The organism is Pseudomonas fluorescens (assembly GCF_902497875.1).
In the GTDB taxonomy this organism is placed as follows: Bacteria; Pseudomonadota; Gammaproteobacteria; order Pseudomonadales; family Pseudomonadaceae; genus Aquipseudomonas; species Aquipseudomonas fluorescens_BR.
The window spans coordinates 84,634-108,263 of record NZ_CABVHY010000007.1; the positions used below are offsets into that span (position 1 = coordinate 84,634).

The following is a 23,630-nucleotide window of genomic DNA, read 5'->3' on the forward strand; positions in this document are numbered from 1 at the left end:
TTCGGGTTGAAGCTGTGAACGCGCCATGCTGCGTTGCGGGACTTGGCAAGGAAACGACCCTTACCGGCGTCCCGCGCCTTGCCTGGCACGTCCACAGCTCCAACGCGACCCGCAATTTACTGTGAGCACGCCCTGGGGAGCCAGCATGATTTCTCTGCCGATCGATGAAGTTCTACCCGCGCTGCGTGAAGCCTTGGCGACACGCCACGAAGCCGTACTCGAAGCACCGCCCGGCGCCGGTAAAACCACCCGCGTGCCATTGGCGTTGTTGAATGAGCCGTGGCTGGCCGGGCAAACCATCCTGATGCTCGAGCCGCGTCGCCTCGCCGCCCGCGCGGCCGCCGAACGACTGGCCAGTGAGCTGGGGGAAAAGGTCGGCGAAACCGTGGGCTATCGCATTCGTCTCGACAGCAAGGTGGGGCCCAATACCCGAATCGAAGTGGTCACCGAGGGGATTCTCACTCGACGCCTGCAAGATGACCCGGCGCTGGACGGTGTCGGCCTGCTGATCTTCGACGAGTTCCACGAGCGCAGCCTCGACGCTGATCTGGCGCTGGCGTTGAGCCTGAATGGTCGCGACCTGTTTCGTGACGAACAGCCGCTGAAGATTCTCTTGATGTCGGCGACCCTGGAAGGCGAACGGCTCGCAGGCCTGCTGGATGACGCGCCTATTTTGCGCAGCGAAGGGCGCATGTACCCGGTGACGATGCGCTGGGGTCGGGCGTTTCAGCCGGGGGAATTCATCGAACCACGGGTGGTGCAGACCATCCTCGACGCCTTGAGCGACGAAAGTGGCAGTCTGCTGGTGTTTCTGCCGGGCCAGGCGGAAATCCGTCGGGTCCATCAACAGTTGGTCGAGGCGCTGGGTGAACGCACTAAAGTGCTGCTGTGTCCGTTGCACGGCGAACTGGACCTGAATGCGCAACGCGCCGCCATCGACCCGGCACCGCCCGGTCAGCGCAAAGTGGTGCTGGCCACCAACATCGCCGAGACCAGCCTGACCATCGATGGCGTGCGGGTAGTGATCGATGCCGGGTTGGCGCGGGTGCCGCGTTTCGATCCGGGCAGCGGCATGACTCGCCTCGACACGCAACGGATCTCCCGCGCCAGCGCTACACAGCGCGCCGGGCGAGCGGGGCGCCTGGAGCCGGGCGTGTGTTATCGCCTGTGGTCGCAGGATCAGCATGAGCAGTTGGCGGCTTACGCCAGTGCCGAGATTCTTTCGGCTGACCTTGCCGGCCTGGCTCTGCAGTTGGGGCGTTGGGGCGTTCTGCCTGGGCAATTGATCTGGCTCGATGTGCCGCCAGCGGCAGCTTATGCACAGGCTCAGGATTTGCTGGAACGCTTGGGTGCACTGGAGGGCAAGACAGCTGAGGACTGGAAGCTGACCCGTCACGGTCAGGCGATGGCCGAACTGCCAGCCCATCCGCGTATCGCTCATTTGTTGTTGCGCGGGCAGGCGCTGGGGTTGGCGGACATGGCTTGCGACGTCGCCGCATTGTTGGGTGAGCGGGACATCTTGCGCGGCGCCGGTGCGGATTTGCACAGCAGGCTGGTGCTGTTGTCCGGCGAAGAGCGAGCGACTCGCGGTGCTCAAGGTGGCGTTCAGCGAGCCCGGCAACTGGCTCGACAATATCGCGGTTATCTGCGGGGCAAGGCACAGGAACCGGTCAACGATCCGGATCATCCGCGCTGGCTTGGCGCGCTGCTGGCCCTGGCCTATCCGGATCGTGTCGCGCAGCAGCGGCGTGCCGGTGGCGCCGAATATCGCCTGGCCAACGGTCGCGCCGCGCTGTTCGCCGAGGCCGATAGCCTGATGAAGCAACCCTGGCTGGTGATTGCCGATCTGGGCAGTCGTCAGGGGCAGCGCGAAGAACGAATTTATCTGGCGGCGGATTTTGATCCGGCGCTGTTTGATTCGGTGTTGGCTGAACAAGTGCGCATTGTCGATCAGCTAGATTGGGATGAACGCGAAGGTGTGCTGCGAGCCGAGCGCCAGCGCAAGGTGGGCGAACTGATACTCAGCAGGGAACCGCTGACCGGGCTGGATGAAACCGCACGCAGCCAGGCATTGGTCAATCTGGTGCGGCGTAAAGGGCTCGAACTGCTGCCATGGACGCCGGAACTGCGCCAGTGGCAAGCGCGGGTGGCGTTGTTACGGCAGTTGGATAGGGAGGAAAAAGGGCATAGCGAATGGCCGGATGTCAGCGATGCGGCGTTGCTGGCAGGTTTGGAGCATTGGTTGTTGCCGTATCTGGGAAGGGTGTCGCGGCTCAGTCACTTCGCCAATCTGGACCTGTCCAGCATCGTCCATAACCTGCTGCCGTGGCCACTGCCTCAACGCCTGGATGAGCTGGCGCCGCATCATCTGACAGTGCCTTCCGGCTCGTCGATTCGCCTGGACTACAGCGAGCAGCCGCCGATTCTGGCGGTGCGTTTGCAGGAGTTGTTCGGCCTGGCCGAAACCCCGCGCATTGCCGGTGGCCGGCAAGTGGTCAAGTTGCACCTGCTGTCACCCGCGCGGCGTCCGGTGCAGGTAACGCAGGACCTGGCGAACTTCTGGCGCAGTACCTATGCCGAGGTGAAGAAGGATCTGAAGGGGCGTTATCCGAAACACTACTGGCCGGATGATCCGCTGGTGGCCGAAGCGACAGCGCGGATCAAGCCGCGTAAATAAGCCAGGTTTGTGGTGAGGGAGCTTGTCGGAACGCCGCATCGCCCCGTTCGGCTGCGAAGCAGCCGCAAAGCCTGTGAACGCGGCATGCCTGATAAAATGTGATTGCATGTTTTAGGGCCGCTGCGCGCCCCAGCGGGGGCAAGCCCCCTCGCCACAATTGCTCCCTCGCCACAGTTTTTGATCTACAGCGCCGCAGGCAGAAGGAACCGTGCAATCACCGGCAAATGATCGGAGATTCTCAGCGTATCGTTTTGCCTCACTCGGGCCTCGACCCGTTTGATTCGTGGGCTGTAAAACAGGTAGTCAAGGGTGCGGTCCGGGCCGTTCAGGGCTGGGTCATTGGGGTAGTGGGTCAGCCAGTGCGCGCGGTCGATACCGCTGGCTTCGCTGTTGGTGGGAATCATCGGGTATTTGTCCCAGAGTACATGCAGCGCGCTGTCGGCGGAGTAGGGTGAGCGTTGCTCGGGGGTGAGTCGTTGATACTGGCCGAGCGGCAGCAGATTAAGATCGCCGCCAATCAACCAGGGTGTGCCACGGCTTTCCAACTTGTCGAGCACCTTGGCGATGGCGCTCACTTGCTCTGGCAGAGTGTCGTCAGGCTGCATCGATCGATCCAGATGGGTATTGATTACTGCCATCTGCCCTCCATCGCTCAACGGCAGATAACTCACCAGCAGCGCATTTTTTGGCTGGAATTGACGACTGATGATATTGGCCGGTGCCTCGGGGAGCTGCAGGCGTTCGGCGTGTTTGATCTGGTAGCGGCTCAATGTCGCCAGTTGCCGGCCGACACTGCCGAAAATATGCGGGTCCGGAATGAAGTCAGCCTTCCAGTCGAATGCATGGGTGCTGCAGGGGTAAAGATCGGTCAGGCGTTCCTGGAGCAGTTTCAGCTGGTGTTGATAGTCGCTGGCCTTGGCGCCTTCATCGAGCTCTTGCAGCAGGACGATATCGGGTTGTTCATCGCGGATCACCCGCGCCACTTCATCAAGACTGAAGGCCATGTCTTCGGTGGTGGGGCGTTCGTCATTGCCGTTGGCCAGGTCATTCCAGAACACATAGCGTTTGCCCGCCAGGTACTGGACGTTCCAGGTCATGACCTTGAGCGCCTGGCCGGGCACGAGAGGCGGTGCCTGGGTACTGCAACTGACCGGCAGCCGCTCTTTGGCTCCCGGGCGCCAGGTCAGGCTATGGATCACGGCTGACATCAGACCGGCAATGATCAGCAGGCCCAGCAGGGTGTAGCGCAGTAGACGGGTCATCGGCTCGGCTTATGGCGTTGCAGGATTAAGCACGAGCATACCCGAGAGCCGTGTCGGATCCAAAGGGCAGGCCTGTCAGATACTTCCATCATTTTTGTCGGGTACTTCGCTAATCAACATGAACAGGCGGAACAACACGACGCTGGTAAAGAGTTGCAGGAAGCTGTGGATGCTGTCGATCAACAGCGCGAATGCCGGGTTCTGCGGCTCGGGATACACCGCAAGACTTGCGCCCTTGAGTATCCACAACGGTGCCATCACGCACAGGATACAGGTCAGGATGCGCAGGAAATTGCCACGGGTCAGGCGAAAGCTTTCCTTGATGGCAGCCAGTGGTTGCAGGCCTCGCAACACTAGCAGGTACTCGGCAAAGGCCAGCGTCACCATCAGCCACAACCCTGGCAGGAAGTACAGCGACAGGCCCACCAAAATCAACAAGGTGTTGATTGCTGTCAGGAGCGCGAAGCGCGGCCACAGACGGGTCGACATTGCCAGCAGATCTCGGGTGCGCGGTGATTCGCCTCGACTGCGGGCATCCAGAAAAAGGATCAGCGCAGCGGTATACAGGGGATAAATCAGCAGCCCGACGATCACGCTGTAACCCGGAAAGGCATCCGAGCCCTGGGAGTGTTCGACAAGTTGTTGCAGCAACGCTTCGAGCACCACCAACGGCAGGCACAACGGCACGATCTGGCCGAGGTTGCGCTTGAAGAAGTACAAAGAGTCGCGGAGCACATCTAACGGATTCATCAGTCGGTATCGCAGGTAAAAAGCAGTTCGACACTTTAACCGATGCAGGGCCCGCAGGAGCAAACGTAAACGTTGGGTAAAGGCCATTGAAAGGCGGCGCAGCACGCCCCATTACTGCAGGGGCACCTTATCCACAACGGAAAGGGCGACGATTTTTCCGGCAATCTAACGAGGTCGCCATGAACAGCGAAGAACAAACCCTGATCGATGGCCTGTTTTCACGGCTGCAGCAAGCCGAAGCGGATTCAGACCCGCGCGACGCCCAGGCCGAGACACGGATCAAGGAACATCTGAATCGCCAGCCTGCGGCAGGGTATTTCATGACCCAGGCGATTCTGGTGCAGGAGGCTGCGCTCAAAAGCCTCGACGAACAGAACAAACAACTCGCTCAGCAAAACCAGCAACTGCAGGCCGAACTGCAACAAGCCAAGACCCAAATGGCCACTCCCGCGCCAAGCGGTGGTGGTGGCGGCTTCCTGTCGAGCATCTTCGGTGGTGGTTCCCGAGACTCGCAACCGACAGCGGGCGCTGGTGCTCCGGCCTCGACCGGTGGCTGGCGTGAGCCAGCACGGCCGTCGTTCAACGCCCAGCCGGGCGTAGCGCCCCGGCAAAACTTCGGTGGCTCGCAACAGAACTACGCGGCTGCCCAACAACAGTCCCCGGCAGGTGGTAATAGCTTCCTCGGTGGCGCATTGCGAACCGCAGCCGGGGTGGCGGGTGGCGTGATGCTGGCGCAAGGCATCAGCAGCCTGTTCCACAGCAATCAGCAACCGCCGGAAGTCGCCGAAGTCGCCAAGGAAGAGCCGGCTCAAGTCAATGACAGCGGTAATGACCCGGGTAATGATGACCAGCGCATGGCCGGTAACGATTCCTACGGTAATGATCAGGGCGGGATTACCGACGCCGACTACAACGATGACAGCTCATCCTTCTTCAGCGACGACGATTCCTTCGTCTGATGCACCATTCGTCCGGAGCGCCTTGGCGCTCCGGTCCGATTATTCGCGGAAATTTCCTTCTGGCTGGCATACTGGGCGACTTTTCGGGCATTGCGCCTGATTCAGCCTGTGCGCGCTTGCGCCATGAGGATTTGCGGTGAAAAAAATTGCGGTGTTCGCCGATGTCCAAAACCTCTACTACACCGTGCGTCAGGCCTATGGCTGTCACTTCAACTATGCGGCCCTGTGGGCAGACATCAGTCAGCGTGGGCAGATTGTCGAGGCGTATGCCTACGCCATCGATCGCGGTGACAGCAAGCAGCAGCAGTTCCAGCAGATCCTGCGCAACCTCGGCTTCACGGTAAAGCTCAAGCCTTATATCCAGCGCAGCGACGGTTCGGCCAAGGGCGACTGGGACGTGGGCATTACCATCGATATCATGGACGCCGCGGCGAACGTCGATGAGGTGGTGCTGGCCTCCGGCGACGGTGATTTTGACATGCTGCTTGAACGCATTATCAGCAAGCACGGCGTTGAAGCAGTCGCCTACGGCGTGCCGGGCCTGACCGCCAACTCGTTGATACGCGCCGCCAGCCGCTATGTGCCGATCGAAGGCGTGTTGCTGCTTAAAAACTGAATTCGATTACTTTTTGATGGAGTGGGAACAGGTTTGGAACGGATAGCGGTCATCGACTTTGAAACCACCGGGATCTCCCCGAGCAGCGCTTGCCGGGCCACGGAAATTGCCGTGGTGATTCTTGAGCAGGGGCGCATTGTCGAGCGCTACCAGAGCTTGATGAACGCCGGCGTGCGCGTCCCGGGCTTTATCGAAAGCCTGACCGGTATCAGCAACGCCATGGTGCGCAGCGCACCCTCGGCGGAACAGGTGATGAACGAAGTCAACGAATTCGTCGGCACCACACCGCTGTTGGCCCACAACGCTGCGTTCGACCAGAAGTTCTGGGACTACGAACTGGGGCGGATCAAACGCACTCGCCTGCAGAACTTCGCCTGCTCCCTGTTACTCGCCCGGCGCCTGATGCCGGCCGCGCCGAACCACAAGCTTGGCACCCTCACCACCTTCGCCCAACTGCCCCACACCGGCCAGGCTCACCGGGCCATGGCCGACGCCGAAATGGCCGCCAACCTGACGACGCACCTGGCCCAGGAACTGCGGCAGCGGCATGGTCTGCGGGAGTTGTCCCATGATCTGTTGTGCAGCTTGCAGAAGGTGCCGGCGGCGAAGATCAATGAGCATCTGAAGCGCCATCGCGGGTTCTAGAAGCAAGATCAAACGATCGCAGCCTGCGGCAGCTCCTACGCCGATCGCGTACGCCTGGCGTATGAGGATCCTGTAGGAGCTGCCGCAGGCTGCGATCTTTTAGCGTCACCCCCCATTCCTGCCATTCCCCTCCAGATGCCCCAGCGGCACGCGTTTTTCAATCGCGCTCGATAGCACGATCGAAGTCTTGCTAAACCCGAACTGGGCGATGCGGTTGATCAAGTCTTCGAGTTCCGGCATCGAACCGACAGCGGCTTGCATGATGACGCAGGGGTCGCCGGTGACTCGGTGGCATTCGGTCAGTTGCGGGATCTTGATCAGTTCATCGTAGGTTTTCTGGCTGCCGTGGTGGCTCAGGCGCAGTTCGATGACGCACTGGATCGGCAGGCCGACCTTGGCCATGTCGATTTTCGCCTGGTAACCCGTGATCACCCCGCAGGCTTCGAGTTTGGCCACGCGCTCGGCGACGGCCGGGGCGGACAGGTTGACCTTGCGCGCCAGTTGCGCGTAGGTCGCCCGGCCATTTTCCAACAGGGCGTTGAGGAGCTGGCGGTCGTATTTGTCCATGATTCGGCTCCTGGAGCTCAGGACTTTTGAATGCACGGTTTATAGCGCTGATCTCCGTGTTTTGAAAAGTGTACGGGCGCTATAAACAGGTTTTGTAACTTAAATTTTGCCCCGCTGCTTTCTAAACTAGCGCTCCACCTGTCCAGATTCGAGCTTCCCATGTCTGCCGTCGAGCTTTCCATGCCTGGCCCACGCCGAATTACGTTGCCGCTGATTTCTGCGTTTTTTGCGTTGTATGTGATTTGGGGATCCACCTATCTGGTGATTCGAATCGGCGTGCAGTACTGGCCGCCGCTGATGCTCGGGGGGATTCGTTTCATCATTGCCGGAGCCTTGATGTACGGCTTTCTGCGTTGGCGTGGGGTGCCCGCTCCGACCTGGCCGCAATGGAAGGCGGCAGGGATGATCGGAGTCCTGCTGCTCAGTTGCGGCAACGGCGCGGTGACGGTGGCAGAGCACATGGGCGTGGCCTCCGGGGTCGCGGCGCTGGCGGTGGCGACGGTACCGCTGTTCACCTTGCTCTGCGGCTACTTCTGGGGCGCGCGTAATACTCGCCTGGAGTGGGCCGGGATTGCTCTCGGGCTGATCGGCATTGCCATGCTCAACTTCGGCTCAAACTTGCAGTCGAGCCCGCTGGGCGCGGTGTTGCTGATCTTCGCGGCAGCAGCCTGGGCGTTTGGCTCGGTCTGGAGCAAACATTTACCGTTGCCTCAAGGGCCGATGGCCAGCGCCGCGGAAATGCTGGTTGGCGGTGTGGTGCTGATGATTGCCAGTGCGCTCAGCGGCGAGCACCTGGATAGTCTGCCCCCAATAGAAGGCTGGGTTGCCCTGGCCTATCTGATCGGCTTCGGTTCGATCATCGCCTTCAACGCCTATATGTACCTGCTGAAAAACGTCCGTCCGGCCGCGGCGACCAGCTATGCCTACGTCAACCCGGCCGTGGCCGTATTGCTGGGCATCGTCTTTGCCGGTGAAAGCATCGGTATCGAAGAGGCTCTGGCGATGGCGGTGATCATCAGTGCCGTGGTGTTGATCAGCTTGCCGCAGTGGCGCAGGCAGAATCCGCAGTGAATTAGGGTAAACTGCGGCGCATTGCTCACATGCGCTGACATTTCCCTACGGTACCCCCATGACTTTCGCCACTCTTGGCTTGATCGAACCCTTGCTGCGCGCCCTTGAGACGCTCGGTTACCAGACCCCGACGCCGGTGCAGGTGCAAGCCATCCCGGCGGTGCTGGCCGGTCGCGACTTGATGGCCGCGGCCCAGACCGGTACCGGCAAGACCGCCGGTTTCGCCGTGCCGCTGCTGCAGTTGCTGGCCATGGAAGGGCCGAAGGTTGCGAGTAACTCGGTGCGCGCGCTAATCCTGGTGCCGACCCGCGAGCTGGCCGAGCAGGTTCACGAAAGCGTTCGCCAATATGCCGAGCACCTGCCTCTGAGCACCTATGCGGTGTACGGTGGCGTCAGCATCAACCCGCAGATGATGAAGCTGCGCAAGGGCGTTGATGTGCTGGTGGCGACTCCGGGGCGCTTGCTGGATCTGTACCGGCAGAAAGCGCTGAAGTTCAACCAGTTGCAAACCCTGATCCTCGACGAAGCCGACCGCATGCTCGACCTCGGATTTTCCGAAGAGCTGGGGAATATTTACCGGGTCCTGCCCAAGCAACGTCAGACACTGTTGTTCTCCGCGACCTTCTCCGATGCAATCCGCCTGCTGGCCGGGCAGATGCTCAATGACCCGCTGAGCATTGAGGTCAGCCCGCGCAACGTCGCCGCCAACACCGTCAAGCAGTGGGTGGTGACGGTGGACAAGAAGCGCAAGGCGGAGCTGTTCATTCACCTGATGCGCAAAAACCGCTGGAAGCAGGTGCTGGTATTCGCCAAGACCCGTAACGGCGTCGATCAACTGGTGGAAAAACTCCAGGGCCTGAGTGTGAATGCCGACGGTATTCACGGCGACAAACCACAAGCCACTCGCCAGCGTGCGCTGGACCGGTTCAAGGCCAGCGAGATCCAGATTCTGGTGGCCACCGATGTGGCGGCCCGTGGTCTGGATATCGAAGACTTGCCGTTGGTGGTGAATTTCGACCTGCCGATCGTGGCTGAGGACTACATCCACCGTATCGGCCGTACCGGTCGTGCGGGCGCTACCGGCGAGGCGATTTCATTGGTGTGTGCCGATGAAGTGAATATGCTGTCGGCCATCGAGACCTTGACCCGTCAGACGCTGACTCGCGAGCAAGAGCAGGATTTCGAACCCGAGCACCGTGTGCCGGACACCGATGCCAGTGGCCAGGTTATCAAGAAACCGAAAAAGGCGAAGAAACCCAAAGTCTCGGGTGGCGGTAAACGCAACCTGGGCAAATGGGTGGACAGCGGCGAAGTGGCGGCTGAAGCGCCGGCGATCAAGCCTGTGCGCAAGGTACCGGTGTTCAACACCGGGCCGCGTAAGCGCAAGCCTTAAGCCAGACAGTAGACCATCGTGGCGAGGGGGCTTGCCCCCGCTCGGCTGCGAAGCAGTCGTAAAATCGGCGAATGCGGTGTGCCTGATACAACGCCTTTGCAGTTTTTAAGGGTCGCTCCGCGACCCAGCGGGGGCAAGCCCCCTCGCCACAGTTACGGTGCCCGGCGCTTCAACCACTCCACCATCCCCAATCCTGCCACTCGCCCACTGGCAAAGCATGCGGTGAGCAGATAGCCGCCAGTCGGCGCTTCCCAGTCGAGCATTTCGCCGGCGCAAAAAACGCCGGGCAGCTGGTTGAGCATCAAGCGTTCATTCATCGCTTCGAACGGCACGCCGCCAGCACTGCTGATGGCTTCATCCAGTGGCCGGGTTTTTACCAGGGTCAGGGGCAGGGCTTTGATCGCAGTGGCCAGCAACAGCGGATCGGTAAAGCAGCCGGCAGGCGTCAGTTCACGCAACAGGGCTGCTTTCACGCCGTCGATACCGAGCTGGCTGTGCAGGTGCTTGCTCATTGAGCGAGCGCCGCGAGGCTTGGCCAGCGCTGTTTGAATCCTGTCGAGGGTTTTACCCGGCAGCAGGTCGAGGTGAAGGGTCGCCGAGCCGTTTTGATTGATAGCCTCGCGGATCGCTGCAGACAGTGCATAAATCAGGCTGCCTTCGATGCCCGTCGCGGTGATCACGCATTCCCCCAGTCGCGGCACATCGTCATTCAGGCCGATGGCGATGTTTTTCAGTGGTGCGCCGGCGAATTTGCTGACCAGCAGATCGCTCCAGGCCGTCACGTCGAAACCGCAGTTGCTCGGTTGCAGGCGCGCCAGGGAAATTCCACGTTGTTCCAGTGGCAGCATCCAGGCGCCATCCGAGCCCAGGCGTGCCCAACTGCCGCCGCCAAGGGCCAGTAACAACGCATCGGTGTGCACTGCTTTTTCGCCTTCCGGGCTGTCGATGCGCAGGCTGCCATCGCTGTTCCAGCCAAGCCAGCGGTGACGGGTGTGGATAACTACGCCCGCCTCGCGTAGGCGCTTGAGCCAGGCGCGTAGCAGGGGGGCGGCTTTCATGTCGGTAGGAAATACCCGCCCGGAACTGCCGACAAAGGTTTCGATGCCTAACCCATGAATCCACTCGCACAGCGCCTCGGCACCGAACTCGCGCAGCAGCGGAGCAATCTGCGGCGCCCGTTCGGCATAACGCGAGAGAAACGCCGGGTAGGCTTCGGAATGGGTGATGTTCATCCCGCCGACGCCAGCCAGCAGGAACTTGCGACCCACGGAGGGCATGCCGTCGTACAGCTCGACCTTGACCCCTGCCTGGCTCAATACCTCAGCCGCCATCAGGCCGGCGGGGCCGCCACCGATGATGGTGACGTGGTGGGGGAGGTTGGCGGAAGACTGGGTCATGGCGTGAGCTGCGGTTCGGCGGAATAGGGCGGGCATTCTATCAGCACAATGGCCGTGCACCGTTCTTGTGGGAGCGGCGGTGCGGCGATCCGATTCGCCCGCGAAGCTTTTGGTTGATCAAAAAACAACCAGCAGTTTGCAGGCTATATACACTCTGGCCTGCAGGGCCTTTCACTCAGGTTATCCACAGGCAGTTCCACAGGCATTGTGGGTAAAGCACCCACAACTCAGTGACAACCTGATGACACCCAGACCCGTTGCGCGCTGTGATGGAGAATCCCATGGCGTCGCGCCAGGGCTTTACGGTCCTTGCTGTAACCGCCACCAATCACTCCGACCACCGGAATGTCGCGCCCCAGACAGTGGCGCAGCACGCTTTCATCACGAGCAGCGACACCCTCGTCGGTCAACTTCAGGTAGCCCAGCGCGTCATCCTTGTGCACATCGACCCCGGCGTCATACAGCACCAGGTCCGGCTGGTAGAGCGGCAGCAGGTAGTTCAAGGCATCGTCGACCACCTTGAGGTAGTCCCTGTCACCCATGCCCATCGCCAACGGGATGTCCCAATCGCTTTGGGCTTTACGTGCCGGAAAGTTCTTTTCGCAATGCAGGGAAACGGTCACGGCGTCCGGTGTATTTTCCAGAATGCGTGCAGTGCCGTCGCCCTGGTGTACGTCGCAATCAAAGATCAGGACCCGGCCCACCCGGCCGCTTTCCAGCAGGTAGCGGCTGATCACTGCCAGGTCGTTGAAAATGCAGAACCCGGCCGGATGGTCGTAATGGGCGTGATGAGTACCGCCAGCCAGGTGGCAGGCCAGGCCATGTTCCAGCGCCTGCTCGGCGGCCAGCAGCGAACCGCCCACCGCTCGCACGGTGCGCCGGGCCAGTGCTTCGCTCCAGGGCAGACCGAGACGTCGTTGATCTTCGCGGGACAACTCGCCGCTCATATAACGTTCGATATAGCCCGGGTCATGGGCGAGGGCGAGAATCTCCGACGGGCATAGTTGCGCACGCAACAGCTCGGAGTCACGGGTCAGGCCACTGTCGACCAGGTGATCGCGCAGCAGGCGAAACTTGTCCATGGGGAAGCGATGTTCCGCCGGAAACTCGGGACTGTAGTCTTCGTGATAGATCAGCGGCAGGGGCATGGCAGATTTATCTAGGCAGGTATGTAGGAATGAGTGAAGGATCCTACCAGCGATGTAGACTTGCGGCATGGAAACGGAGGGGCACGATGGAGCCGATACTGGAACTTGAGAGCGCACGACTGCTGTTGCGTCAGTGGCAAGATGGTGATTTGCCGGAATTTGCAGCCATGTGTGCCGATCCCCAGGTCATGCGCTATTTCCCGGCGCCCTTGAGTCGTCTGGAAAGTGCGGGATTGATCGGGCGAATACGCGGTCATTTTGCCGAGCATGGCTTCGGCCTGTGGGCACTGGAGCGCAAGGATACCGGGGCGTTTATCGGCTTTACCGGGCTCGCCGTGGTGGGATTCGATGCACCTTTTACCCCTGCGACTGAAATCGGCTGGCGTCTGGCTCGTGAACATTGGGGATTGGGTTATGCCAGCGAAGCAGCCTGGACCGCTCTGCGTTGCGGCTTTGACCGGTTGTCGCTGAAGGAGGTCGTGGCGTTTACCACTGCGAAAAACCAGCCGTCGCAGAAAGTCATGCAGGCGATCGGCATGCACTACGACCCCGTGCACGACTTCGAGCATCCGAAGCTCGGCAGCGATGATCCGTTGCGCCATCATGTGCTGTACCGCATCACGCGTGAACAATGGCTGGAAACCTTGCATGGATAAGCCTGCCTGGACGTTTACAATGGGTCCATTGTTGGCTCGGGCCAAAAACTGAATCGACCGCCGCAGCCAAGACTGCGCGGCATTGCTCTGTGTGAGGAGAGTCTGAATGAGCCACGTGTTGGAAGATCTGGTCGACCTGCTGACCCTGGAACCGATCGAAGAAAACCTCTTTCGCGGTCGCAGCCAGGACCTGGGCTTCCGTCAGTTGTTCGGCGGCCAGGTACTGGGTCAGTCGTTGTCGGCCGCCAGCCAGACTGTCGAAGAAGCGCGTCATGTGCATTCGATGCACGGGTATTTTCTGCGCCCCGGCGACGCCGCTCTGCCGGTGGTCTATCAGGTTGATCGAGTGCGCGATGGCGGCAGTTTCAGTACCCGTCGCGTCACGGCGATCCAGAAGGGCAATCCGATCTTCACCTGCAGCGCTTCGTTTCAATTTGACGAAGAAGGGTTCGAACACCAACTGCAGATGCCACAAGTGGTCGGGCCGGAGAATCTGCCAACGGAACTGGAAATCACTCAGCAGTATGCGCATCTGATCCCGGAACACATGCGCGACAAGCTGCTGTGCGCCAAACCGATAGAAGTGCGCCCGGTCACCGAAAAAGACCCCTACAACCCACAACCTGGCGATCCGATCAAATACGTCTGGTTCCGTGCTGATGGCGCCCTGGCCGACTCGCCGGCACTGCACAAGTACCTGCTGGCCTACGCCTCGGACTTCGGCCTGTTGACCACCTCACTGCTGCCCCACGGCAAGTCGGTCTGGCAGAAAGACATGCAGGTCGCCAGCCTCGACCACGCCTTGTGGTTCCACGGCGACCTGCGTGCCGATGACTGGCTGCTCTATGCGATGGACAGCCCGTGGGCCGGAAACTCCCGCGGATTTTCCCGTGGCAGCGTATTCAATCGCGCCGGGCAATTGGTGGCGTCGGTCACTCAGGAAGGCTTGATTCGTCATCGCAAGGATTGGGCATGAGTCTGGGCGAGGTGCGGTATTGGGTGTTCGACATGGACGGCACGCTGACGATTGCCGTGCACGACTTTGCGGCGATTCGCGAAGCGCTGGCGATTCCCGCTGAACACGACATCCTGACCCATCTCGCCGCGCTGCCGGCTGATGAGGCAGCGGCCAAACATGCCTGGTTGCTTGAGCACGAACGCGATCTGGCGCTGGGTTCGCGGCCGGCCCCCGGTGCGGTGGAGTTGGTGCGCGAGTTGGCGGGGCGCGGCTATCGCCTTGGCATCCTGACCCGCAACGCCCGTGAGCTGGCCCATGTGACCCTGGAAGCGATCGGTCTGGCGGACTGCTTTGCGGTGGAGGATGTGCTGGGCCGCGATGAGGCCCCGCCAAAACCCCATCCCGGTGGCTTGCTGAAACTGGCCCAGGCCTGGAATATCGCACCGAGTGAGTTGGTGATGGTCGGGGATTATCGCTTCGACCTGGACTGCGGTCGCGCGGCGGGTGCGCGGACCGTGCTGGTCAATCTGCCGGATAATCCTTGGCCGGAATTGACCGATTGGCATGCGCAGGATTGTCTGGCGTTGCGGCAAATGTTGTCCGCTTGACGATCAAAAGATCGCAGCCTGCGGCAGCATCTACGGGTGAGCGCGGTCAACTGTGGGCGCGGCGGTGCGGTGATCCGACTTGCCCGCGAAGGCGTCAGATCAGGCACCAGGGTTCTATTGCCTGAACAACGCCTTCTGCCCCTCGGGCGATTTGAACATCCCGTCCCCGTCATGCCCGACACCGGGCACTTCAATCAGCTGCTGATTGAGCCCTTGAGGGTGGCGCCGCTTCAGATAGTTAAAATAATTGTGCCCGCGGATCAACCGATTCGCGCCCTGGGCTTGCGCCTCACAACTTTTATCCAGCGCCGTTTGATTCGGGTCGTTGTCCTGCTGCCCGAGTAAATAACTGATGTCACGTTTGACGTAGATTTCCTCCAGTTGTGCGGGTGTTTGCCCGCCGGCATAGGCGGGCAAGTCCTTCAGCCCGTACTTCCAGCGATTGAAGGCCGGACAACCAGCGTGACTGAAGGCCACCGGCCGTTGCTCATTGAAATAGGCGTACGACGAGGGGTTGGCGATCACGTAGCGCACCTGTACGCCGGCCGTCTTGAGGGCTGGCTGATCCTGACTCAACAACGCATAACGCTGGACCACCTGCGCGCCACCGGAGTGACCGGCGATGACGACTTCCTTCACGTCCGGAAACTGTTGGTGATCACCCAGTCGGGCGACGATTTCGTCGATAACACTGTAGGAACTCAGAGGATCCTGACCTGTGGATAAGCCGCCGGCCATCCAGTCATTGCCCTGCCAGCGCAATACGCTGTCCGGCAGTTGATGGCCAGCGATATCGGTTTCATTGAGAAATTGCGGGGCGACCACCAGAGTGGTCATGTTTTGCCCGGCCTTATCGACGGCTTGTTCAGCGCTCTGGCGGTGGATTTCAGCATTGCGTGAACGACCATGAATGACGATCAGCACACGCTCGATTTTAGTCGGCGCGGGGCCTACGCTCACCGCCATCTCGCCGCCTTTCACCTGCAAGCGCCCGGAGCTGATCGCCTTCACCCCTTGCTCGTCAGCCTGGGTGCTGGCGCAGATGATCAGTAGGGCCAGCAGCCACGTACGCATTACAGGTTTTTCGCGGCAAAGGTGTCGCATTGGCTGACCTGACCTTGGGCAAAGCCGGTCTTGAACCAGCGAACCCGTTGCACTGAGGAACCATGGGTGAATGAGTCCGGCACCACGCGGCCCTGACCCTGCTGTTGCAAGCGGTCATCACCGATGGCATTGGCCGCGTTCAGGGCTTCTTCGATGTCTCCCGGCTCCAGCCAGTTCAAGCGTTTCTGCGCATTGTTGGCCCAGACACCCGCCAGGCAGTCGGCCTGCAGTTCCTGACGCACCAGCAAACCGCCGTCGCCTTCCATGCGCTGGCCCTGTTGCCGGGCAGTCTGAATTTTCGCGGAAACCCCGAGCAGGGTTTGTACGTGATGGCCGATTTCGTGGGCGATCACGTAGGCTTGAGCAAAGTCGCCGGCAGCAGAGAAACGCTGGGACATTTCGCGGAAGAAGCTCATGTCCAGATAAACCTTCTGGTCCGCCGGGCAATAGAAAGGGCCGGTGGCGGAGGTGGCAAAACCGCAGGCAGAGTTCACCCCGTTGCTGAACAGGATCAGCGTCGGGTTCTTATAGTTGCGCCCGGCCTGCTGGAAAATCTGACCCCAGGTGTCCTCGGTGTCGCCCAGGATGGAGCGAACGAATTCCGCCTGCTCATCGTTGGCCGGTGGAGCCTTGCGAGTTTGTTGAGTGGCCGGTGCCGATTGTTCGGTCATCTGCCCGGTGAGTTCCCCGATAATCTGCATCGGGTCCTGGCCGGTCAGCCAGCCAATGCCGACGATCAGCACAATGGCTGTCAGGCTAAGACCCTTTCCACCACCGAAACGCATCCCACCGCCGCCAACGCCAGTATCGTCACCGCGAGCATCCACCACGTTGTCACTGCGTCGGCCTTTTTTCCATAGCATGTGGGAATCCTCTACTTAAGCTTGGTGATGAGTGTTGCTGGTGAGTGGGACTGGCGCCAGTCCGGTCGTCCGGCATTTGTCTTGCACCTTAGCATTCACGGCACTGATTTCTTCGTGGCCGGAAAATATCCAGAACTCCATAGAACATGGAAATCCCATCTAATTCCGTCTGGCGATGGTTTTATGCTGTTTTCCAAACAGCACTTCGAAAACCATCGAATGATTGTGGTTTTGTGGAACTTGATTTCAAAATATAATCTGAACAGCACATTCCTCTGGACCTTCACCCATGGCTGGCAGTCAAATCGAACGCGTTTTCAGCGTTCTGGAAAGTCTCACCAGTGATCCGCGGGGTCTCCCGATGCAGACACTGGCGGAGCAACTGGACATCCCGAAAAGCGCTACCCACCGGCTGCTCGCCGAGCTGATTCGCCTGGGTTACGTACGGCAGAATCCAGACAATCTGCGTTATCACCTGTCGACCAAACTGGTCGCCATGGGCTTTCGTTACCTGTCCAGCAGCGGGGCCGATATCGTTCAGCCGGTGCTTGATCGCCTGGCTCAGGAAACGGGTGAATTGGTGCGTCTGGGGGTCATCGAGGGCGATCGCCAGACCTGGATCGCCAAGTCCCAGGGAGCTCGTTCCGGCCTGCGTTACGACCCGGACATGGGCCGCGATGCGCCACTGTTCTATACCGCTTCCGGACATGCCTGGCTGGCGTGCCTGAGCGATGCCGAAGCTCTATCGCTGGTTGAACGGCAGGCCACGGACGTGCCGTTGGAGCGGGGCCCGAATGCGCCACGTTCCAATATCGAGTTGCTCGAGCGTTTGCGTCTGGCCCGCGAGCACGGCTATGCCTGGGTCGAAGAGAGTTCGGCAGTCGGCACCTCGGCCCTTGCCGCGGTGGTGCGTCATCCGCTGGATGGGCGGGTCATCGGAGTGCTCAGCGTTGCCGGGCCGAGTGCGCGAATGCCCCAGGCACGACTGCACGAGCTGGCGCCGCTGCTGCTGAAGTTTGCAGACGAGTTGTCGGCGGCGAGCCAGGCGTCGGAGTTGTTTAGTTGAGTTTTTCGGTTGATCTAAATGTAAGCATGGCGTCGAACGTTCCATAATTCGTTCGTCATTCGCACAACATTGTGTCTGCCTCTTGATTGAAAGTGGAACTGAGTTCTAAATAATCAAAATTCACTTCATTGCCGACGAAGGGGTTTATGCCCTTGATGCATGACTCAAGAGAGCCCTCATGACCCTCAGCACTCCCCTTTCCGGTGTCAATCAGCCCCTCAAGGGCATTCTGTTGGTTGTGGTGGCGACTTTTTTATTTTCCAGCCATGACGCCTTGTCGAAATACCTCTCTGGTTTTTACCCGGTGGTGATGGTGGTCTGGGCTCGGTATCTGGTTCACACCTTGCTGATGGCCGGGATTTTCCTGCCGCAATCGGGTTTACGGGTATTGCGCAGCAAACGCCCGTTGTTGCAGTTTTTACGGGCGCTGTGCTTGCTCAGCACCAGCCTGTTGTTCACCACCGGCCTGTTGTTCATCCCGCTGGCCGAAGCGACGGCGGTGAATTTTCTTGCGCCGGTATTGGTCACGGCGCTGTCGGTGCCGCTGCTTGGTGAGCACGTTACCCGCGGCCAATGGCTGGCGGTGATCTGCGGTTTCATCGGGGTGTTGATCATTGTTCATCCCGGCGGCGAGTTGTTCACGCCGGCGGTGCTGTTGCCATTCTGCTCGGCGCTGTTTTTCTGCTTCTATCAATTGCTCACGCGCAAGCTCAGTGAGCTCGACAGCCCGACTACCAGCAACTTTTTTGCCGGCCTGTGCAACACCCTGGTGATGAGTGCCTTGGTGCCGTTCTTCTGGCAAGCGCCGGGCGTTGGCGATGGCTTGCTGATGGTCGCGCTGGGGGCTTTTGGCATGACGGCGCATCTGTTCCTGACCCAAGCATTCCGCCACGCGGCACCGGCATTGCTGGCACCCTTTGGTTATTGCCAGATTGTCTTCGCCGGTCTGCTTGGCTGGCTGCTGTTTTCCCACACACCGAGCCTGACAACCGTGTTTGGCATCGGGGTGATTTGTCTCAGCGGGCTGGCGGCGGTCTGGCAACAGCGGCGCCAGTGATGAATCAACGCCGCAGAGATGCGCAGGCCTGGAACCAGGCCTGCGGGAGAGGCTGGATCAGTCTTCGATTGTCGGGATCTTGCGCGGCGCCATGAAGTACATCCAGATCAGCGCGATGAAATACATCGCCGGAATCATGGTGAACAGCACGGTGTAGTTGTTGTTGGTGATGGTCAGGATATGGCCGACCAACTGGGTCATGAACATCCCGCCGATGGCTGCGCACATGCCGCCGAAGCCGAACACCGTGCTCATCATGTGTTTGGGCGTGTAATCCATCACCAGGCTCCAGATGTTCGCGGTCCAGGCCTGGTGTGCACCGATGGCCAGGGAGATGGCGAACACCGCGACCCACAGATTGCTCGAACCTGCCGCCATGACAACGCCGATGATGCAGCAGGCGAACAGCAGCATCGACATCAGCCGTGCCTTGATCGGGTTGATTCCACGACCGATCAGGAACGAGGACAGAATGCCGCCGCCGACGCTGCCGAAGTCGGCGGTCAGGTAAATGATGATCAGCGGGATACCCATTTGGGTCACGTTGATGCCCAGGTTGTATTGCTGGTTCAGAAAGGGCGGCAGCCAGTACAGGTAGAACCAGAACACCGGCGCGGTGAGCGAGTAGGCCAGGGCGAAGGCCCAGGTGCCACGCATACGCAGGATCCGCGAGAAGGGCACGCGGGTTGGTTCCGGTTCGACTTCCTGCTGGATATAGTCCAGTTCGGATTGTTTGACCGAAGGGTGATCTTCCGGGTTGAAGTATTTCAGACCCCAGAAAACCAGCCAGATCCCGCCCAGCGCCGACATGCAGAGGAACGCCGCCTGCCAGCCCCAAACGTGGAGGATCAGCGGTAGCAGCATGGGGGTGAACATCGCCCCGACGTTGGTCCCCGCATTGAAGATACCGGTGGCCACGGCGCGCTCACCGGCGGGAAACCACAACCGGGTGGTTTTTACGCAGGCCGGATAGTTGGCCGCTTCGGTCAGGCCGAGGATGAATCGGCAGACCATAAAGCCGACCGCGGAAGTCGCCAGGCCGTGAGCACCGGTCGCCAGGCTCCAGAGCAGCACCGCGCAGAAAAATACCCGTTTGACGCCAACCCGGTCGATCAGTCGCCCCTGCAGCACGAAACCGATGGCGTAGCCGACCTGGAACCAGAAGTTGATGTTGGCGTAGTCCATCGCCGTCCAGCTCATTTCCTTGGCGAGGATGGGTTGCATCACACCCAGTGCGGCGCGGTCGATGTAGTTCAGTGTGGTGGCAAAAAACACCAGTGCCAGCATGCCCCAACGGGTCTTGCCGACGGCCATTGCCGAGCGAATCTTGTCACCTACGCCGCCGGACGCGGCACCCAGGCCAGAGGCCATGCGTGAGCTTTGAGTAGGAATCATATGGGCCATCCGTTCAATGACTGACGAGCGATGCTCGTCGGGACTTCAAGGGCGCGTGATCAATCGTCAGGGGGCGTGGGCTTGCCCGGAGTCAAACCAATGATTGATCGGCTGAGTGTTCTCGTCGACTCAAGCCTGGGCTGAGCGGACGAAAGCGGTTTATTCAGCGAGCAGGTACGGTTCAGCCCAAGGCACTTGAAGCGTCCGGAAGCGGGGAGCGAGTGGGCGCAAGGCAAGGCGCAGAGTCGGTAGAGCGCAAGAGCAAGACGTTGAATGTGAGCATAGGGGTGTACCCGATTTTTGAAATTTTTATGGTCTGTTCTGGGTCTTTGGTCACTGAACCCCGCTTTTGCCAGCGGGCTCAATGTGCTGTCGATGGTGCGCAGTGAGCGAAAAATCGTCAATTCGTCAACGGCCATTCTGTTCGATAATCGCCCATAAAACTAACTAGTTCGTACACTTTGAATTGCCGTATGGACGGGCCGGCTCAATAATTCACAGCGCTAACTCCGTAGCAGCTGCCGAAGGCTGCGTTCGGCCGCGAAGCGGTCGCAATCAAGCTGACTCGGTGTGTCAGATGAATCGCGGTCGTCCATTTTACGACCGCTACGCGGCCGAACACAGGCTTCGCCAGCTGCTACGAGTTCTGTGCACATAACATCGGGAGTTGAAACATGCAGCGTTCCATTGCCACCGTTTCCTTGAGCGGCACCCTGCCGGAAAAGCTTGAAGCCATTGCCGCCGCCGGTTTCGACGGGGTGGAGATTTTCGAGAATGATCTTCTCTATTACGACGGCAGCCCGCGGGAAATCAGGCAGATGTGCGCGGACCTGGGTATCGCCATCACGCTGTTTCAACCGTTCCGCGATTTTGAAGGCTGCCGACGCGAGCGCTTGCCACGCAATCTCGAACGGGCCGAGCGCAAGTTCGACCTGATGCAGGAGTTGGGCACCGACCTGGTGCTGGTGTGCAGCAACGCCTCGGCAGACAGTGTCGGTGATGAGCAGATCCTGATCGATGACTTGCGGCTGCTGGCCGAGCGCGCCGGCGCTCGTGGCTTGCGCATCGGTTATGAAGCCTTGGCCTGGGGCCGGCATGTGAACACTTATCAACAGGTCTGGAACATTGTTCGCCAGGCCGATCACCCGAGCCTTGGGGTGTTGTTGGACAGTTTTCATACCTTGTCGCTCAAGGGCGACCCGAGTGTCATTGCCGAGATTCCCGGCGACAAAATCTTCTTCGTGCAAATGGCCGATGCGCCGATTCTGGCCATGGACGTTCTAGAGTGGAGCCGGCATTTCCGCTGTTTCCCGGGACAAGGCGAGTTTGACTTGCCAGGTTTCCTCGCGCCGATCATCAAGAGCGGCTACAGCGGGCCGTTGTCGCTGGAAATCTTCAATGACGGTTTCCGCGCCGCGCCGCCTCGGGCCAATGCCGCCGATGGTCTGCGTTCGCTGCTCTATCTGGAAGAAAAGACTCGCGAGCGTCTGCAACAAGAAGCCGTGCCGCTGGCCAATCTCGATACGCTGTTCGCTACGCCTGCGGCCAGCGAGTACGACGGTATCGAGTTTCTTGAGTTTGCGGTGGATGAAAGCCTCGGCGCCAAGCTGTCCCATTGGCTGGAACGGCTGGGCTTCGTCAAGGCCGGCCAGCATCGCTCCAAGAGTGTCAGTCTGTTGCGTCAGGGTGATATCAACCTGATCCTCAACTCCGAACCCTATTCCTTTGCCCACAGTTTTTTCGAAGCCCACGGTCCGTCGCTGTGCGCCACCGCGATCCGGGTCAAGGACAGCGCCAGCGCGCTGGCCCGGGCAGTGGCTTATAAAGGTCAGCCTTATCGCGGCCTGGTCGGGCCAAACGAGCTTGAGCTGGCGGCGGTGCGGGCACCGGATGGCAGCCTGATTTACCTGGTGGACCGGGACGCAGACGGGAAAACCCTCTATGACACTGACTTCAACCTGCAACCGGCGTCGACCGCCAGCGGTGGCCTCAAGCGCATCGATCATATGGCCATGGCACTGCCGGCGGACAGTCTCGACAGCTGGGTGCTGTTCTACAAAAGCCTGCTGGATTTCGAAGCCGACGATGAAGTGGTGCTGCCGGATCCTTATGGCCTGGTGAAGAGCCGAGCACTGCGCAGCCGATGCAGCTCGATTCGTTTGCCGCTGAACATCTCCGAGAACCGCAACACGGCGATTTCTCACGCCCTGTCCAGTTATCGCGGTTCCGGGGTGCACCACATCGCCTTCGATTGTGAGGACATCTTCGTCGAAGTCAGGCGGGCCAAAGAAGCCGGTGTGCCACTGCTGGACATCCCGCTCAACTACTATGACGACCTCGCGGCACGCTTCGATTTCGACGACGAATTCCTCAGCGAACTGGCGTACTACAACGTGTTGTACGACCGCGACGCACAAGGTGGCGAGCTGTTCCACGTCTATACTGAACCCTTCGAAGGACGTTTCTTCTTCGAGATTATCCAGCGCAAGAATGGCTATGCGGGGTATGGCGCGGCGAACGTAGCGGTGCGTCTGGCAGCGATGGCGAAGTCGCGTAGCGGGGGTGTGCGGCACGCCAAGTTGTAGGGATTTCGTAATGGGATGGGGTAAACAGCCGCCTCCGTGCTTTCTTTCCCGGCGCGGTGCGGCTCATAATCGGCAGTCTGTGCAGTGGTGGCCGTGAGCCCGGAATGACAATGACCTCAGAACTCTCTGTAGCGACCGACGAGCCTGTTCTCGCGCCGCGCAAGAGTCGCAAGAACAACCCGGAAAAGACCCGCGAGAACATTCTTCAAGAAGCCATTGTCGAGTTCGTCCAGCAGGGGCTTTCGGGTGCTCGTGTTGATGCCATCGCCGAGCGAATCCACACCTCCAAGCGCATGATCTATTACTACTTCGGCAGTAAGGAACAGCTCTACGTCGAAGTGCTGGAAAAACTCTACGGTGATATCCGCAACACCGAGAGCCGTCTGCACCTGGCTGCGCTGGAGCCTCGCGAGGCCATTCGGCGGCTGGTGGAATTCACCTTCGATCACCACGACCACAATGTCGATTTCGTGCGTATCGTCAGCATCGAGAACATCCACAACGCCGAATTTGTGAAGCAGTCCGACGCGATCAAGGCGATGAACAACACCATCCTCCATGCGCTGGGTGAAATTCTGCACAAAGGAGTTGAGCAAGGGGTGTTCCGCAGCGGGCTTGAACCGCTGGACGTGCATTTGCTGATCAGTTCGTTCTGCTTCTACCGGGTCTCGAATCGCCATACCCTCGGCGAAATCTTTCAGATCGACCTGCCGGATGAAGCGATCAAACAGCGCCATCGCGAGATGATTTGCGAGGCGGTGTTGAGGTATCTACAGGCTTGACGCTTCAAGTCGTGTGCTGCCAAAAGATCGCAGCCTTCGGCAGCTCCTACGGGCTGCGGAACGGCATGACA

21 protein-coding genes are annotated in these 23,630 nt (G+C 60.0%); 13 read left to right on the top strand and 8 right to left on the bottom strand.

The features are described from left to right. Positions 1 to 145: 145 nt before the first annotated feature. Entirely contained in the window at positions 146 to 2,677 is a 2,532-nt protein-coding gene (hrpB, locus tag F8N85_RS08670) for an ATP-dependent helicase HrpB (RefSeq protein ID WP_150803224.1), read from the top strand. A gap of 182 nt (positions 2,678 to 2,859) precedes the next feature. On the opposite strand, the gene F8N85_RS08675 is transcribed toward hrpB, so the two are convergent. Beyond that, positions 2,860 to 3,939, bottom strand: a complete 1,080-nt coding sequence (locus tag F8N85_RS08675; protein ID WP_150803225.1) for an endonuclease/exonuclease/phosphatase family protein — start codon at positions 3,937 to 3,939, stop codon at positions 2,860 to 2,862. 75 nt (positions 3,940 to 4,014) lie between these two features. Beyond that, positions 4,015 to 4,689 carry a YciC family protein gene (locus tag F8N85_RS08680; protein ID WP_224795662.1) on the bottom strand — a complete coding sequence of 225 codons (675 nt, stop codon included), beginning with the start codon at positions 4,687 to 4,689 and terminating at the stop codon, positions 4,015 to 4,017. Positions 4,690 to 4,868: 179 nt separating this feature from the next. Between F8N85_RS08680 and F8N85_RS08685 the strand changes: the two genes are divergently transcribed. The 3 genes from F8N85_RS08685 (at position 4,869) to F8N85_RS08695 (ending at position 6,909) form a co-directional block, all read left to right on the top strand. Then, entirely contained in the window at positions 4,869 to 5,648 is a 780-nt protein-coding gene (locus tag F8N85_RS08685; protein ID WP_150803226.1) for a DUF2076 domain-containing protein, read from the top strand. A 136-nt stretch (positions 5,649 to 5,784) separates the two neighbouring features. Then, positions 5,785 to 6,264: an NYN domain-containing protein gene (locus tag F8N85_RS08690; RefSeq protein ID WP_150803227.1), complete on the top strand. Its 480-nt coding sequence runs from the start codon at positions 5,785 to 5,787 to the stop codon at positions 6,262 to 6,264. A 33-nt stretch (positions 6,265 to 6,297) separates the two neighbouring features. Beyond that, positions 6,298 to 6,909, top strand: a complete 612-nt coding sequence (locus F8N85_RS08695) for a PolC-type DNA polymerase III (RefSeq protein ID WP_150803228.1) — start codon at positions 6,298 to 6,300, stop codon at positions 6,907 to 6,909. Between the two features lie 105 nt (positions 6,910 to 7,014). Here F8N85_RS08695 and F8N85_RS08700 read toward each other — a convergent pair whose 3' ends face one another. Beyond that, on the bottom strand, positions 7,015 to 7,476 hold the full coding sequence (locus F8N85_RS08700; protein WP_150803229.1) for an Lrp/AsnC family transcriptional regulator: 462 nt from the start codon (positions 7,474 to 7,476) through the stop codon (positions 7,015 to 7,017). A gap of 180 nt (positions 7,477 to 7,656) precedes the next feature. On the opposite strand from F8N85_RS08700, the gene yedA reads away from it, so the two are divergent. Both yedA and F8N85_RS08710 read left to right on the top strand, forming a co-directional pair. Then, positions 7,657 to 8,547 carry a drug/metabolite exporter YedA gene (gene yedA, locus F8N85_RS08705; protein ID WP_150803230.1) on the top strand — a complete coding sequence of 297 codons (891 nt, stop codon included), beginning with the start codon at positions 7,657 to 7,659 and terminating at the stop codon, positions 8,545 to 8,547. A 58-nt stretch (positions 8,548 to 8,605) separates the two neighbouring features. Then, positions 8,606 to 9,940, top strand: coding sequence for a DEAD/DEAH box helicase (locus tag F8N85_RS08710; RefSeq protein ID WP_150803231.1), 1,335 nt, complete (start codon positions 8,606 to 8,608; stop codon positions 9,938 to 9,940). A gap of 152 nt (positions 9,941 to 10,092) precedes the next feature. On the opposite strand, the gene F8N85_RS08715 is transcribed toward F8N85_RS08710, so the two are convergent. Beyond that, the gene (locus tag F8N85_RS08715; RefSeq protein ID WP_191636142.1) at positions 10,093 to 11,337 is read right to left on the bottom strand and encodes a TIGR03862 family flavoprotein; all 1,245 of its coding nucleotides are present in this window, start codon (positions 11,335 to 11,337) and stop codon (positions 10,093 to 10,095) included. Between the two features lie 227 nt (positions 11,338 to 11,564). Beyond that, complete coding sequence (locus F8N85_RS08720; protein WP_150803233.1) at positions 11,565 to 12,485, bottom strand: histone deacetylase; 921 nt, start codon at positions 12,483 to 12,485, stop codon at positions 11,565 to 11,567. An 86-nt stretch (positions 12,486 to 12,571) separates the two neighbouring features. On the opposite strand from F8N85_RS08720, the gene F8N85_RS08725 reads away from it, so the two are divergent. The 3 genes from F8N85_RS08725 to F8N85_RS08735 all read left to right on the top strand — a co-directional run bounded on the left by F8N85_RS08725 (position 12,572) and on the right by F8N85_RS08735 (position 14,707). After that, complete coding sequence (locus tag F8N85_RS08725) at positions 12,572 to 13,141, top strand: GNAT family N-acetyltransferase (protein WP_150803234.1); 570 nt, start codon at positions 12,572 to 12,574, stop codon at positions 13,139 to 13,141. A 106-nt stretch (positions 13,142 to 13,247) separates the two neighbouring features. Next, a complete protein-coding gene (tesB, locus tag F8N85_RS08730; protein ID WP_150803235.1) occupies positions 13,248 to 14,117 on the top strand; it encodes an acyl-CoA thioesterase II in 870 nt (289 codons plus the stop codon). Further along, positions 14,114 to 14,707, top strand: a complete 594-nt coding sequence (locus F8N85_RS08735) for an HAD family hydrolase (RefSeq protein WP_150803236.1) — start codon at positions 14,114 to 14,116, stop codon at positions 14,705 to 14,707. The genes tesB and F8N85_RS08735 overlap by 4 nt, the downstream gene beginning before the upstream one ends. A gap of 114 nt (positions 14,708 to 14,821) precedes the next feature. On the opposite strand, the gene F8N85_RS08740 is transcribed toward F8N85_RS08735, so the two are convergent. Together F8N85_RS08740 and F8N85_RS08745 are read right to left on the bottom strand one after the other, a co-directional pair. After that, positions 14,822 to 15,781, bottom strand: coding sequence for an alpha/beta hydrolase (locus F8N85_RS08740; protein ID WP_150803237.1), 960 nt, complete (start codon positions 15,779 to 15,781; stop codon positions 14,822 to 14,824). Beyond that, positions 15,781 to 16,674: a neutral zinc metallopeptidase gene (locus F8N85_RS08745; RefSeq protein WP_150803238.1), complete on the bottom strand. Its 894-nt coding sequence runs from the start codon at positions 16,672 to 16,674 to the stop codon at positions 15,781 to 15,783. The genes F8N85_RS08740 and F8N85_RS08745 overlap by 1 nt, the downstream gene beginning before the upstream one ends. Positions 16,675 to 16,963: 289 nt before the next feature. Between F8N85_RS08745 and F8N85_RS08750 the strand changes: the two genes are divergently transcribed. Further along, a complete protein-coding gene (locus F8N85_RS08750) occupies positions 16,964 to 17,740 on the top strand; it encodes an IclR family transcriptional regulator (protein WP_150803239.1) in 777 nt (258 codons plus the stop codon). A 178-nt stretch (positions 17,741 to 17,918) separates the two neighbouring features. Next, a complete protein-coding gene (locus F8N85_RS08755; protein ID WP_150803240.1) occupies positions 17,919 to 18,797 on the top strand; it encodes a DMT family transporter in 879 nt (292 codons plus the stop codon). A 57-nt stretch (positions 18,798 to 18,854) separates the two neighbouring features. Here the strand turns inward: F8N85_RS08755 and F8N85_RS08760 are convergent, their stop codons facing one another. Further along, on the bottom strand, positions 18,855 to 20,192 hold the full coding sequence (locus F8N85_RS08760; protein ID WP_150803241.1) for an MFS transporter: 1,338 nt from the start codon (positions 20,190 to 20,192) through the stop codon (positions 18,855 to 18,857). 674 nt (positions 20,193 to 20,866) lie between these two features. Here F8N85_RS08760 and quiC point away from each other — a divergent pair. Together quiC and F8N85_RS08770 are read left to right on the top strand one after the other, a co-directional pair. Then, a complete protein-coding gene (quiC, locus tag F8N85_RS08765) occupies positions 20,867 to 22,777 on the top strand; it encodes a 3-dehydroshikimate dehydratase QuiC (RefSeq protein ID WP_150803242.1) in 1,911 nt (636 codons plus the stop codon). 104 nt (positions 22,778 to 22,881) lie between these two features. Beyond that, complete coding sequence (locus F8N85_RS08770; protein WP_150803243.1) at positions 22,882 to 23,559, top strand: TetR/AcrR family transcriptional regulator; 678 nt, start codon at positions 22,882 to 22,884, stop codon at positions 23,557 to 23,559. Positions 23,560 to 23,630: the final 71 nt, after the last annotated feature.